Below are 13,362 nucleotides of genomic sequence, written 5' to 3'. Positions count from 1 at the left end.
TCGTTCGGAAAAGTACAAAATAATTAATATTTTATTACTGAAAATTCAAATTCAAAAGGATTAAAATTTTCAACCAAATTGGGGATAAAATCTGTTCCTTGTTGTATGTAAAAATCGGAGAAATTACAGTAACGTTCTTGTAATGAATTATTTGGGAATAATTCACTCTTTAAAAGTAAGATGCGTTGTAGTTCGTCTGCAAACTTCCGTTTTTGTGCTTTTAGCAACCGTTTTTCAAGGTTTTCCAATCCTTTTAGTTGCTTCACTTCCTGGGCTTTGACAGCATTTTTGAAAGAAGCATCTGTTTTTTCAGCGATTAAGTATAAATCCGAAAATTGTTCTTTTAGAGCATTTTTCTGCTGGGTGAAATCAATTGGAAAATCACTAAGTTCTTTAACTCTTTTATTTTTTAAATCATCTGTTTTTAAGAACAAATCTGTTACGGAAATATTCAGTTTTTTGATTTTATTATGTTGATTTTCAGATATTAATAAAGCTGAATTCCGAAGCATTAGCATAGGGAAAGGAACTTTCTCCGCTTCAAAAAAACGTTTGAGTTCCAGCCAATAAGCAATTTCTCCGCCTCCGCCAATGTAAGCCAAGTTCGGTAATGTAACTTCTTGATACAGAGGGCGCATAATTACGTTCGGAGAAAAACGCTCGGGATAATTCTCTAATTCTTCCAGAATTTCATTTTTGCTAAAAAAAATGTCCGTTTGGTGAATTTCAAATCCTTTTTCGGAAGAAACGATGCGATTTCTTCCATTATCGGTAAGATAAAAAAGGTTAATCTCACGCGGATTTACTTGTATGGGGTACGTTTTGTTTGTATTCTGAATTTCTGAAATAGTTTTTGTAACTTCCTGATAAGCAATGTTTTCTAATAAATCATTTTTGATGTAAGGAATGAAAGATTTTTTAAGTTCACGGTGATTTCCATCTACAATTACCACGCCGTATTGCTCAAAGAGAGCGTTTACCAAAAAACGAGTCGCCGAAGCAAGGTTATTATGTTCTAAATAGCTGGACTTGAACAAGTTTTTTAAGAAATCGGCATTCTTTCCAACACCAATTGAACTTTCAAAAATATCAAAAACTTTGTCAAGAGAGTCGGTTTTGAATGCTCCGGTCATTCCCTTTTCGGAACTGTGCCAGTGCAGACTTTTGTTTTGCAAATGAAAATGATTTATTTCTTCAAAATCGTGGTCTTCCGTAGCCATCCAATATATCGGAACAAACTTAAAATCAGGATATTCCTCGGAAAGAATTCTTGCTGTATTGATTGTGGAAACGATTTTGTATATGAAGTAAAGATGCCCCGTGAAAAGGCTTAACTGATGTCCCGTTGTGATTGTAAATGTATTTTTGTTGCCTAAAAGCTCAATATTTTCGAGTACTTTTGGAGATGTTTTTATTTCAGAATATTGTTCTTTTAAGGATTGAACCAAACGAATTCTCGCTTCATTTGTGAAACTATTTCGCTTTTCTTCAATTTGTTTTTTGAAGTTTGAAATATTCGGAAAGTGATTATAAAAACTGCGTAATTCCTCTTTTTCAAGCACATAATCACTTATGAGAGACGAAAAAAAGTGAATTTGTTCAAACGGAATTTGGCTTACAATCATATATTTATCAATTACGTATGCAAAAATATTAAATTTATCAATACAGAAGAATTATTTAAGAAATATTTTTACTGAAAATGGAAATATTAAATATTAATTTTTAATTTTCATTAGTGAGTGAAAATAAAAACTTAAAATGTTTGTATAATTGAAAAATAAAATTACTTTTGCAAAAAAATCGATAGAACAAAAAATTAATACCAGAAGAATTATGTATTGGACATTAGAACTTGCGTCATATTTAAGTGATGCACCTTGGCCTGCAACAAAGGATGAATTAATTGATTACGCAATCAGAACTGGAGCTCCAATGGAAGTTGTTGAAAACCTTCAATCTCTTGAGGATGAGGGTGATATGTATGAATCGATTGAGGAAATTTGGCCTGATTATCCTTCTGATGAGGATTACTTTTGGAATGAAGATGAATATTAATGCGTTTTGAACATAGAAGAAAAAGTCTCTTGAAAGATAAGAGACTTTTTTTGTTTTTGGTAAAGAACTGAATTTTTGTCAGTTTTTCTGAAAATGGTACAATTATTGGGCAATCTTGCCAGAGACTGAGAAAAATAAATGTTATCAGATTGTTAATAATTTCGTTTTTTAATTAAATATATATGAATGTTGTAAATTCACTAATAAAAATTTTTGTAGGAGACAAGGCAAAAAAGGACTTGAGGGCAATTCAGCCTATTGTCGAGAAGATAAAAGCTTATGCCAATCAGTTGGAAAATATTTCTAACGATGAGTTACGTGCAAAAACCATCGAATTTAAAGAGAAAATAAAAGGTGCAAGGGCTGAAATAGATGCTAAAATATTTGATTTACAGCAACAAGTAAACCAAACTGAGGATATTGACAAAAAGGAAGATTTGTACACGGAAATAGATAAGTTAAATACAGAAGCTTATGAAATTTCTGAAAAAACGCTGAATGAAATCCTTCCTGAGGCTTTTGCCGTTGTTAAAGAAACTTCAAAACGATTTGCTAATAATGAAACGCTAACTGTTACTGCAACTCCTTATGACAGAGAACTTTCTGCAACGAAAAGTTATGTAACTCTTGAAGAAGATAAAGCTATCTGGAAAAATTCGTGGGATGCTGCGGGTAAGGAAGTTACGTGGGATATGGTGCATTATGACGTGCAACTTATCGGAGGAATTGCCCTGCATCAAGGAAAGATTGCAGAAATGCAAACCGGTGAAGGTAAGACACTTGTGGCGACACTGCCCGTGTATTTGAACGCCTTAACAGGAAATGGAGTTCACTTGGTAACAGTGAATGACTATTTGGCAAGAAGGGATAGTGCGTGGATGGCTCCGTTGTTCGAGTTTCACGGAATGCGTGTGGATTGTATTGATAATCATCGACCTAACTCGGAAGAAAGACGTAAAGCCTATGACGCTGATATCACTTACGGAACGAATAATGAATTTGGATTCGATTATTTGCGTGACAATATGGCACATACTTCTGCCGATTTAGTGCAACGTGCTCATAATTATGCTATTGTCGATGAGGTGGATTCCGTATTGGTGGACGATGCTCGTACCCCGTTAATTATTTCAGGACCAACGCCTAAGGGGGAATATCACGAATTTAATGAATTGAAGCCTATTGTTTCCGATTTGGTTTCAAAACAAAGGCAGTATTTAACAAAAGTTCTTGCTGATGCACGTAAACTTATTGCCGAAGGAAATACCAAAGACGGCGGATTCTTGTTACTTCGTGTGCATCGTGGATTGCCTAAAAATAAGGCACTTATCAAGTTTTTGAGTGAGGAAGGTGTGAAGCAACTTCTCCAAAAAACTGAAAATTATTATATGCAAGATAACAATCGTGAGATGCCAAAAGTTGATGAAGAACTTTATTTCGTGATTGATGAAAAAAATAACCAGATTGAGCTGACTGACAAAGGTTTCGCAGATATTTCTTTCGATGGAGATAAAAATTTCTTCGTACTTCCTGATGTTAGCATCGAGATAACAAACATTGAAAAACAAAACCTTCCAATTGAGGAAGAAGCTGCTCTGAAAGAAAAACTTTTCCAAGAATTTAGCGTGAAAAGTGAGCGTATCCACACGCTTAACCAATTATTGAAGGCTTATACTTTATTTGAGAAAGATGTTGAGTATGTGGTAATTGACAACAAAGTTTTGATTGTTGATGAGCAAACAGGACGTATAATGGATGGTCGTCGTTATTCTGACGGATTGCACCAAGCCATTGAAGCCAAAGAGAATGTGAAAATTGAGGCTGCAACACAGACTTACGCCACTATTACGTTGCAAAATTATTTCCGTATGTATAATAAACTTTCGGGAATGACGGGTACAGCGATTACAGAAGCGGGAGAGTTCTGGGAAATTTACAAATTGGATGTGATGGAAATTCCAACGAATCGCCCGATTGCTCGCAAAGACCAAAATGACCTGATTTACAAAACAAAACGTGAAAAGTATAATGCTGTAATTGAGGAAGTTGTACGTCTGTCAGAAGCTGGTCGTCCTGTGCTTATCGGTACTACTTCGGTAGAAGTTTCCGAATTATTGAGCCGAATGCTTACAATGCGAAAAATCAAACATAACGTATTGAATGCTAAGTTACATAAAAAAGAAGCTGACATTGTGGCAGAAGCTGGACAGCCTGGTGTGGTAACGATTGCAACCAATATGGCTGGTCGTGGAACGGATATCAAACTTACTCCTGAGGTGAAAAATGCGGGAGGTTTGGCGATTATCGGTACAGAACGCCACGATTCACGTCGAGTTGATAGACAGCTTAGAGGTCGTTCCGGACGTCAAGGAGACCCAGGAAGCTCTCTTTTCTACGTATCGTTGGAAGATAATTTGATGCGATTATTTGGTTCTGAACGTATTGCAAAACTTATGGATAGTTTGGGTCACAAAGAAGGAGATGTAATTCAGCATTCTATTATGACCAAACGTATCGAAGCAGCACAGAAAAAAGTAGAGGAAAATAACTTCGGAATTCGCAAGCGTTTGTTAGAGTACGATGATGTGATGAATGCACAACGTGAGGTTATTTACAAACGTCGTCGTCACGCTTTGGAGGGAGAACGTCTTAAAGTGGATTTGGCGAATATGATTTTCGACACTTGTGAGGTAATTGTAGAAGGAAACAAGGGCGGAAATAATTATAAAAACTTTGAATATGAGCTAATTAAGTATTTTGCTTTGAAAACTCAAATCACAGAATCTGAGTTTGCGAAAACTTCGGCTAATGATTTGGTTTTCAAATTGTACAAAGAAGTTTTAGCTCATTATCAACAGAAAACAGAGAAAAGTGCTGAAACGGCTTTCCCTGTTATAAAAAATGTGTACGAAAATCCGTCAAATACCTATGAGCGTATCGTAGTTCCTTTTACGGACGGGCAGAAGGCACTCAATATCGTTACGGACTTAAAAGAAGCTTACGAATCAAATGGTAAACAGCTAATTAACGATTTTGAGAAGAACATTACTTTGGCGATTATTGATGAGGAATGGAAGACACATTTACGCCGAATGGATGAGCTTAAACAATCAGTACAGTTAGCAGTTCACGAGCAAAAGGACCCATTGTTGATTTACAAATTTGAGGCGTTTGAGCTTTTCAAAACGATGATTGAAAAGGTAAATAAAGAAATTGTTTCGTTCCTATTTAAAGCAGAATTGCCTCAGCAAACGCAACCTGTGGAAGAAGCGAGAGTTTCTCACGAACCGGAAAATTATCAAACTTCAAAAGAGGAAGTTTTGAATAGTGACGAAATGGCGAGCCGTCATCGTCAGGCGATGGAACAAACACAACAACGTCCGCAAGTTGTGGAAACTATCGTGCGTGAACAACCTAAAATCAATAGAAATGAGCGAGTTACAATTCAAAATATTCGAACAGGTGAGCGAAAAGAAATGAAGTACAAACAAGCCTTGCCTCTTATCGAAAAAGGAGAATGGGTAGTTTTGCCTAATAATTAATTGATTACGTTATAGATAAAAAAAATAGTCCTGATTTTTTCAGGACTATTTTTTTGTTTTTGTGTAAGCATTAATAAGTAAACAATGGTCTATCTTCCATAAAATCATTTACTTTTTCAGCAATTTCTTCTAAATATTCGTCGTTTTGATGATTTTTGATAACCTCGTCAATAAAATCGGCAATGATTTGCATATCATCTTCTTTTAAGCCTCGAGTAGTTACGGCAGCTACTCCAAGACGAATCCCTGAAGTTACAAACGGGCTCTTATCGTCAAACGGAACCATATTTTTATTCGCTGTAATGTCCGCCTTTACAAGTGCTTTTTCAGCGTCTTTTCCGCTTATGTTTTTGTTTCTTAAGTCGATGAGCATCAAATGGTTGTCTGTTCCCCCCGAAACGATATCGTAATCTTTTTCAATTAAGGCTTTTGCTAAAGCTTTTGCATTTTTTTGTACTTGAATTGTATAATGAAGGAACTCATCAGAGAGGGCTTCACCGAAAGCAACTGCCTTTGCAGCAATGACGTGCATTAGAGGTCCTCCCTGATTTCCAGGGAAAACCGCCAAATCCACCAAAGATGACATCATTCTGATTTCTCCTTTTGGTGTTTTCAATCCGAACGGATTTTCAAAATCTTTTCCCATTAGGATAAGTCCGCCACGAGGTCCGCGAAGTGTTTTGTGAGTGGTGGTTGTAACAAAATGGCAGTGAGGAATTGGGTCGTTTAGTAAGCCTTTTGCGATAAGTCCCGCAGGATGAGCAATATCTGCCAGAAGGAAAGCTCCAACACTATCTGCAATTTCTCTAAAACGTTTGAAATCAATATTTCTTGAATATGCGGAATATCCTGCTACAATCATTTTTGGTTTTTCTTGTTGGGCAATTTCCGCAATTTTGTCATAATTGAGCATACCTGTTTCTTTTTCAACTCCGTATGATACAGCACGGAAAATTTTTCCGGAAAAGTTTACAGGAGAACCGTGAGTTAAATGCCCTCCGTGAGCAAGGTCTAACCCTAAGATGGTATCGCCGGGTTGCAAACAAGCGGAGTAAACAGCTGCATTGGCTTGCGAACCACTGTGAGGCTGTACGTTTGCGTATTCCGCCCCAAAGAGTACTTTTGCTCTGTCAATTGCAAGTTGCTCAACTTCGTCAACTACCTCACAACCACCATAATATCGACGCCCAGGATAGCCCTCAGCGTATTTGTTAGTTAAAACCGAACCAGCCGCTTCCATCACTTGTGGGCTTACAAAATTTTCAGAAGCAATAAGCTCAATTCCACGGAGTTGTCTTTCTTTTTCGTCTTCAATTAACTCAAAAATGTGTTTGTCTCGTAACATATGGTTTCAAATTGTTTATATTATCCCCCAAAGGTAATACTTTTTGCAATATTTTGATGCATTTTTCAAGGAAAAATTTTCTGATTGTTTTACTTACGTGATTTATAAAGAAATAAATGATTTGAGCATTCATTTTGGAAATATTTTTGCTAAAAATTTCATTTATATGCCACAAAATAATATATTTGTTTCTTCAAAAGTGTGGAAACTATAAATTGTAAGAGATATGTTTGAAAGTTCAGTTTCACCAGTGCTTCAAACTTGGATTGATGTCTCGGAGGATTCCGATTTTCCGATTCAAAATATTCCTTTTGGAGTTTTTTTGACCCCCGATGATGTTGTAACTATTGGGACACGCATAGGGGACACAGCGATTGACTTGGGAGCGATGCATCGTTTGGGATATTTCAAAGGAATTGCCTTGGCGGATGATATTTTCTCTCAGGATTGTTTGAATGATTTTATTTCAGATGGAAAGAAAACTTGGCGTTTGGTCAGAAATCGTATTGCGAAAATATTTGATGCCAATAACGCTTCTTTGAGGGATAATGAGGAACATCGTGCGATAATTTTGTTCAGTTTGGATGAAATTGAAATGCAATTACCTGTGCGAATAGGGGATTACACGAACTTTTATTCGAGCAAAGACCAAATGTCTTATATGGAAAATTTGAAAAAAATCAACCAATATGAAGATTTTTTGGTTTCTCCATTGAGTTTTCCTTTGGGATATCACGGCAGAAGTTCTTCGATTGTGCCTTCAGGTATTCCTATTCACCGTCCGTACGGGCAAATTCTGCCAAAAGACGCTTCAAAATTGGAACTTTTGCCATCAAATGAGGTCGATTTTGAGTTGGAAATGGCATTTATAACCACAGATGCAAATGTTTTGGGAGAAAGCGTACCTGTTCGGGAGGCTGATGAGTACATTTTCGGGATGGTAATTTTTAATAATTGGAGTGCAAGAGACATTCAAAAATGGGAACGAACCCAGCCAACTTCTTCATTTTTAGCTAAAAACTTTGCTTCGTCAATTTCTCCTTGGATAGTAACAATGGATGCTTTAGCTCCGTTTAGAGTTAGAAAAGAGAAGCAAATTCCAGAGCCTCTTCCATACCTTCAAAAAGAAGAAAATTACACTTATGATATTCATTTAGAAGTATTTCTCGCAGATTCAACAGGAGATACAACGATGGTTTCAAAAACAAATTATCTGAATACTTTTTGGACTATGGATCAGCAACTTACACATCATACCATCAGCGGATGTAAGGTGAATAGCGGTGATTTGATGTCAAGCGGAGCCATTTCCGGAAATACTGATAAAAGTGGCAGTTCTTTGCTTGAAATTACACAAGGAGGAACTAAAAAAATCATCTTAAACAACGGAAGTGAACGGACGTATCTTAAAGATAATGATACAATTACAATAAAAGGTTACTGCAAAAAACATAACCTTCGTATTGGGTTTGGAGAGGTAAGTAATACGTTGCTAAAACCTTGGACTAAGCACGCAAGATAAATTTTGAAAACTATAAACAACTGAAAACAAGAAGGTATGATGTAATGAGTATTGTTTAATTTTTGTTTTCAAACTACTAAAATAAAAGAATTTATGATACAATCTATGACTGGCTTTGGCAAAAGTGTTGTTTCCCTTGCCGACAAGCACGTAAGTATAGAAATTAAGTCATTGAATAGCAAGAGTATAGATATTAATACTCGTATTCCATTGATATACAGGGAGAAGGAGTTGGAATTTCGTAAAATTCTGGCAGATGAATTACAACGAGGAAAGGTAGATTTTAGCATTTTTGTTGAGAATACGAGTGCTCAGACCTCAGTGAAAATCAACGAAAATGTTGTGAAATCGTACATTGCACAAATGAAAAATATCGTTGATGGAGACACAACGGAACTTTTGAAAATGGCTGTGCGTATGCCAGATGCATTACAAACTTCTGTTGAAAATATCTCTTCAGATGAATTTGAAATTGTATTGGAACATATTTTGTTGGCAATTAATGATTTGAAAAAATTCAGAGCAGAAGAAGGCATTGTACTAAAGGAAGATTTTATACTTAGAATACAAAACATTCGAGACTTATTGAAAGATGTAGAAGGCTTAGATTCAGAGCGTTTGGTACTTGTTCGTGAGCGTTTGGAGAAAGCTGTTGCCGAAATCCGTAATGTAGATGCTAACCGTTTTGAACAGGAGCTAATTTTCTATTTGGAGAAATTGGATATTACGGAAGAAAAAATTCGGTTGAAAAATCATTTGGATTATTTCATCGAGACATTAAATTCAGGAGAATCCAACGGACGAAAATTAAGTTTTATAGCTCAAGAGATTGGAAGAGAGGTAAATACGTTGGGTTCAAAAGCCAATTTTTCACCAATGCAACAAGTTGTCGTAAAGATGAAAGATGAGCTTGAAAAGATTAAAGAACAGCTTTCAAACGTGTTGTAAATCTGATATTTACTTAAGAACAATTAAATTAAGATGAATAAATTAATTATATTTTCGGCTCCTTCAGGTAGCGGAAAATCAACTATTGTAAGGCATTTATTATCACTTGAAAAGTTAAACTTAGCATTCTCTATATCAGCAACTTCAAGAGCTCCCAGAGGAGAAGAACAGCACGGAAGAGAATATTATTTTCTTTCGGTAGATGAATTTAAAAAACGAATTGCTTCAGGTGATTTTTTGGAGTGGGAGGAAGTTTATGCAGGAAATTTTTACGGAACTTTGAGAACAGAGGTGGAACGCTTGTGGTTGCTTGGGAAAACTGTCGTTTTTGATATTGATGTGGTTGGAGGACTACGAATTAAAGAACAGTTTCCTGAGCAAAGTTTGGCTATTTTTGTAAAACCACCAAGCATCGAAGAATTAGAAAAAAGATTAAGAAATCGGCAAACTGAAAGTGAAGATAAAATAAAAATGCGGTTGGATAAAGCCTCTCAGGAGTTGGCACAGGCTGAAAAATTTGATATAATAATTGAAAACGATAATTTACAGAAGGCTTTACAAGAGTCTGAAAATGTGGTTGTTGAGTTTTTAAAGTCAAAATAAGTTATAATGAGCAAAAAGCAAGTAGGACTGTTTTTTGGGTCATTTAACCCAATCCACGTAGGTCATTTAATTATCGCAAATCATTTGGTGGAGCATAGCACAATGGACGAGCTTTGGTTTGTGGTTACTCCTCAAAATCCTTTTAAGGAAAAGCATTCATTGTTAGATAATTACAGTCGTCTTGAAATGGTTCATAGGGCAGTTGAGGGTTATGAAAAATTGCGTCCATCTGACATAGAATTTCATTTGCCTCAACCTAATTATACGGTAAATACGCTGGCTTATTTGGGAGAAAAATTTCCTACGTTTGATTTTGCTTTGATAATGGGAGAGGATAATCTCAAAAGTTTTCATAAATGGAAGAATTATGAGTATATCTTGAAAAATTATCCCATTTTTGTTTATCCTCGTATTTCGGAGGGCAATATTTCTAAAGAGTTTGAAAATCACCCGAATATAACAAAAATTAATGCTCCCATAATTGAATTATCAGCGACTTTCATTCGCAATGAGATTAAGGAAAAGAGAAATGTACGTCCGTTATTGGCTCCGAAAGTTTGGCAATATATAGACCAAATGGGATTTTATGAGAAATAAAGTTCAGAAAATTAAAGAAAATTAAGCTAATTTATTCTGTTTTTTTGCTTTTCTGTATTCTTTTTTTATATTTGTCCGAAAAATTTCATAAAAATAGAAATATGAGAAAGAATGTAATGACTTGCTTGCTTGTTTTTGCTTCTATGTTTGCACTACAAGCACAAAGCGTTTTGGGTAAATGGAAAACCATTGATGATGAGACAGGTAAAGAGAAGTCAGTGGTTGAAATCTATGAGAAAAACGGTTTGATTTATGGAAAACTTGTAGAACTTTTAGAAGAGAAAAACAAAAATGCTGTTTGTTCTGCTTGCTCCGGAAAGAATAAAAACAAACCTTACTTGGGCTTGGTTATCATTACCGATTTGAAAAAAGACGGAGATGAATGGAGTGGAGGAAAAATTTTAGATCCCAAAACAGGAAAAGAGTACAAGTGTTATATGGCTTTGGAAGATTCTAACAAGTTGAAAGTGAGAGGCTATCTGGGGATTTCTCTCATAGGCAGAACGCAATATTGGCAAAGAGTTAAATAACAAGAAGTTAAAATAAAAAATCCGAAGTATTCAAGCTTCGGATTTTTTTGTGTTCCTATTTATTAATAAAATATACAAGCAAAATTACACCGATTATAATCCTGTAATAACCCCAAATCTTAAATCCATATTTGGTTAGTAAATGAATGAAAGATTTTACCGCAATCATTGCCACAATAAAGGCAACGACATTTCCGATGATGAAAATTAAAATATTCTGTTCGGAAGCCAAAATCATTTCATAGCCCTTTTGTTTTACAGTTCCGGTTCCCCAATCTTTAAGGAAAATGGAATAAACCGTAACGGCAAGCATTGTTGGTACAGCAAGGAAAAAAGAAAACTCAGCAGCTGCTTTTCGGCTAAGTCCTTGTGTCATACCACCAATAATTGAGGCGGCAGAACGTGAAGTTCCCGGCATCATTGCCAAACACTGCCAAAAACCAATAATTACAGATTTTTTTATTGAAATTTCTTTTTCATTAGTAATTTTCGGATTTTTGAACCAATTATCAGCAAAAAGAAGAATAAATCCTCCTACAATCAATACAATTGAGATAGCAATTTGATTACCTAAAACAGCTTCTATCTTGTCATCAAATAATTTTCCTAAAACAAGAGCAGGAATCACAGCACAAATCAGTTTGATGTAAAAGTTTAAGTTTGAAAAATCAAAAAACTTTTTCCAATATAAAACAACGACAGAAAGAATCGCTCCAAACTGAATGGAAACCTGAAACATCTTCAGAAATTCAGATTCTTCAATGCCAAGCAAAGAAGCCGTAAAGCCCATATGAGCCGTGGATGAGATTGGTAAATATTCCGTAAGTCCTTCAATAATAGCAATTATGATAGCTTCAATCGTATTCATTATTCTTTAGATTTATTAGGATTTAACAAAATGGCATAAACTTCAACGGCAAAACCCAGCAGAACTAAAGTCGGAGCCAAGTGAATGCGTCTGAAGCTGAAAATAGAAGGGTCAAAAGCATTCGGGTTATCGCTTCCTCCTCCGCTCATTAATATAAATCCTAATGCAATGATAGCTAACCCAATAAGCATAAAAATATAGTTTTTTCTTCCAAAAATTAATGTCGAATGATGTTTATTCATAATTTAAATATTGAAATTTAATATGTTTTACTTTTTTAGTAATAAAGGTCGTTGGTATTTAAATTCAAGAATCGTTGGGCAGCAAAAAAAGTACTTATCCAACTAATTAGCACTCCTATTATGAAGATAACTGTGAAAACAATAATCATATCATCAGTGCTGGAAAAAATCTCAAATTCAGGAGATATCGAACCAATGTACCTCAGGCAACCGTATAGGAGCGATACGGCAAGGATTGCACTTAAAATTCCTAACCGAATGTTTGTTAAAATGAACGGTCGGCGAATGAATCCGCGAGTTGCTCCAACAAGCTGCATTGTTTTGATAATGAATCGCTTAGAATATATGGATAAACGAATAGAAGAATTTATCAACAAAATAGCAATAAAAGTAAATAAACCACTAAAAATGAGTAATATAACTCCGATTCTGTTTACATTTTCGTGGATAAGCGTAATTAAGGACTTATCGTAAACTACTTCGGAAACGAAAGAATTTTGAGATAATTCTTTCTCAAGTTCCTTCATTTTTTCAGGTTCTGCAAACTCGGCTTTTAAACTCAAATCAATAGAATTTTGCAATGGATTATCACCGATGAAAGTAACAAAATCTTCTCCAACTTCTTCACTAAAAGTTTCTGCTGCAACCTCTTTTGGTATGAATTTCAGTGATTTAACATATTCTGCAATAGAAAGGGTTTTCTGCAATTGTTCAATATCGGCCTCTTTAGCATTGTCTTTCAAAAAAATTGTCATTGAAACTTGTTCTTTGAAATAATTTGCTAATCGTTTTGAACTTAAAATCAAAAATCCTAAAATACCCAATAGAAATAATACCAAAGTGATACTTATTATCACTGAAAAATAAGAAGTTATTAATCTTCGTCTGTTGAATTTTTCAATTGATTGTGCCAATTTTTAATATTTTTCAAAATAATTCCGTAAAGGTATAAAAAAGTCAGGGAAATACAATAAAAAATTAAATAAATGAATAATTAAATATTTCATAATATTTAATTTGAGATTTCTTCAGGACATAAACGCCTTAAAAACAGATAATTTAGAAGTGAAACTTGTAATTTCATTTCTAAATTGCCTCAAAAAACAT

General features: G+C 35.0%; 12 protein-coding genes. 7 read left to right on the top strand and 5 right to left on the bottom strand.

All coding sequences use genetic code 11. The annotated features are described in order from the left end of the window. Positions 1-23 precede the first annotated feature (23 nt). Complete coding sequence (gene bshC, locus CGC58_RS01505) at positions 24-1,625, bottom strand: bacillithiol biosynthesis cysteine-adding enzyme BshC (RefSeq protein ID WP_095894805.1); 1,602 nt, start codon at positions 1,623-1,625, stop codon at positions 24-26. Positions 1,626-1,836: 211 nt separating this feature from the next. Here bshC and CGC58_RS01500 point away from each other — a divergent pair, with 211 nt between their 5' ends. Continuing rightward, positions 1,837-2,058: a DUF2795 domain-containing protein gene (locus tag CGC58_RS01500; protein ID WP_026193747.1), complete on the top strand. Its 222-nt coding sequence runs from the start codon at positions 1,837-1,839 to the stop codon at positions 2,056-2,058. 182 nt (positions 2,059-2,240) lie between these two features. Further along, complete coding sequence (gene secA / locus CGC58_RS01495) at positions 2,241-5,600, top strand: preprotein translocase subunit SecA (RefSeq protein WP_095894804.1); 3,360 nt, start codon at positions 2,241-2,243, stop codon at positions 5,598-5,600. Positions 5,601-5,670: 70 nt separating this feature from the next. Here secA and glyA read toward each other — a convergent pair whose 3' ends face one another. Beyond that, positions 5,671-6,945, bottom strand: a complete 1,275-nt coding sequence (gene glyA / locus CGC58_RS01490) for a serine hydroxymethyltransferase (protein ID WP_095894803.1) — start codon at positions 6,943-6,945, stop codon at positions 5,671-5,673. Positions 6,946-7,171: 226 nt separating this feature from the next. On the opposite strand from glyA, the gene fahA reads away from it, so the two are divergent. The 5 genes from fahA to CGC58_RS01465 all read left to right on the top strand — a co-directional run bounded on the left by fahA (position 7,172) and on the right by CGC58_RS01465 (position 11,145). Continuing rightward, on the top strand, positions 7,172-8,467 hold the full coding sequence (fahA, locus tag CGC58_RS01485) for a fumarylacetoacetase (protein WP_095894802.1): 1,296 nt from the start codon (positions 7,172-7,174) through the stop codon (positions 8,465-8,467). Positions 8,468-8,560: 93 nt separating this feature from the next. After that, complete coding sequence (locus CGC58_RS01480; protein ID WP_095894801.1) at positions 8,561-9,415, top strand: YicC/YloC family endoribonuclease; 855 nt, start codon at positions 8,561-8,563, stop codon at positions 9,413-9,415. 33 nt (positions 9,416-9,448) lie between these two features. Beyond that, a complete protein-coding gene (gmk, locus tag CGC58_RS01475; protein ID WP_095894800.1) occupies positions 9,449-10,018 on the top strand; it encodes a guanylate kinase in 570 nt (189 codons plus the stop codon). Between the two features lie 6 nt (positions 10,019-10,024). After that, positions 10,025-10,615 (top strand): nicotinate (nicotinamide) nucleotide adenylyltransferase, encoded by a 591-nt coding sequence (gene nadD, locus CGC58_RS01470; RefSeq protein ID WP_095894799.1) that lies wholly within the window; start codon positions 10,025-10,027, stop codon positions 10,613-10,615. Between the two features lie 101 nt (positions 10,616-10,716). Further along, on the top strand, positions 10,717-11,145 hold the full coding sequence (locus tag CGC58_RS01465) for a DUF2147 domain-containing protein (protein ID WP_095894798.1): 429 nt from the start codon (positions 10,717-10,719) through the stop codon (positions 11,143-11,145). 55 nt (positions 11,146-11,200) lie between these two features. Here CGC58_RS01465 and CGC58_RS01460 read toward each other — a convergent pair whose 3' ends face one another. The 3 genes from CGC58_RS01460 to CGC58_RS01450 are packed head-to-tail and all read right to left on the bottom strand — an operon-like array spanning position 11,201 to position 13,169. Then, a complete protein-coding gene (locus CGC58_RS01460; RefSeq protein WP_095894797.1) occupies positions 11,201-12,013 on the bottom strand; it encodes an undecaprenyl-diphosphate phosphatase in 813 nt (270 codons plus the stop codon). Beyond that, positions 12,013-12,255, bottom strand: coding sequence for a DUF3098 domain-containing protein (locus CGC58_RS01455; RefSeq protein ID WP_095894796.1), 243 nt, complete (start codon positions 12,253-12,255; stop codon positions 12,013-12,015). Before CGC58_RS01455 ends, CGC58_RS01460 begins: the two co-directional genes overlap by 1 nt. A 35-nt stretch (positions 12,256-12,290) precedes the next feature. Further along, on the bottom strand, positions 12,291-13,169 hold the full coding sequence (locus tag CGC58_RS01450; RefSeq protein WP_095894795.1) for a cell division protein FtsX: 879 nt from the start codon (positions 13,167-13,169) through the stop codon (positions 12,291-12,293). Positions 13,170-13,362 lie beyond the last annotated feature (193 nt).

Origin of the sequence: Capnocytophaga stomatis (assembly GCF_002302635.1) — a bacterium.
GTDB lineage: Bacteria > Bacteroidota > Bacteroidia > Flavobacteriales > Flavobacteriaceae > Capnocytophaga > Capnocytophaga stomatis.
Note: the sequence above shows the minus strand (reverse complement) of the source record. Positions and strands in the feature narration are given on the sequence as shown.

What these genes read in the sequence shown, in the direction of transcription:
- bshC (WP_095894805.1), bottom strand. Translation starts at nt 1,625, where the DNA reads ATGATTGTAAGCCAAATTCCGTTTGAACAAATTCACTTTTTTTCGTCT.
- CGC58_RS01500 (WP_026193747.1), top strand. Translation starts at nt 1,837, where the DNA reads ATGTATTGGACATTAGAACTTGCGTCATATTTAAGTGATGCACCTTGG.
- secA (WP_095894804.1), top strand. Translation starts at nt 2,241, where the DNA reads ATGAATGTTGTAAATTCACTAATAAAAATTTTTGTAGGAGACAAGGCA.
- glyA (WP_095894803.1), bottom strand. Translation starts at nt 6,945, where the DNA reads ATGTTACGAGACAAACACATTTTTGAGTTAATTGAAGACGAAAAAGAA.
- fahA (WP_095894802.1), top strand. Translation starts at nt 7,172, where the DNA reads ATGTTTGAAAGTTCAGTTTCACCAGTGCTTCAAACTTGGATTGATGTC.
- CGC58_RS01480 (WP_095894801.1), top strand. Translation starts at nt 8,561, where the DNA reads ATGATACAATCTATGACTGGCTTTGGCAAAAGTGTTGTTTCCCTTGCC.
- gmk (WP_095894800.1), top strand. Translation starts at nt 9,449, where the DNA reads ATGAATAAATTAATTATATTTTCGGCTCCTTCAGGTAGCGGAAAATCA.
- nadD (WP_095894799.1), top strand. Translation starts at nt 10,025, where the DNA reads ATGAGCAAAAAGCAAGTAGGACTGTTTTTTGGGTCATTTAACCCAATC.
- CGC58_RS01465 (WP_095894798.1), top strand. Translation starts at nt 10,717, where the DNA reads ATGAGAAAGAATGTAATGACTTGCTTGCTTGTTTTTGCTTCTATGTTT.
- CGC58_RS01460 (WP_095894797.1), bottom strand. Translation starts at nt 12,013, where the DNA reads ATGAATACGATTGAAGCTATCATAATTGCTATTATTGAAGGACTTACG.
- CGC58_RS01455 (WP_095894796.1), bottom strand. Translation starts at nt 12,255, where the DNA reads ATGAATAAACATCATTCGACATTAATTTTTGGAAGAAAAAACTATATT.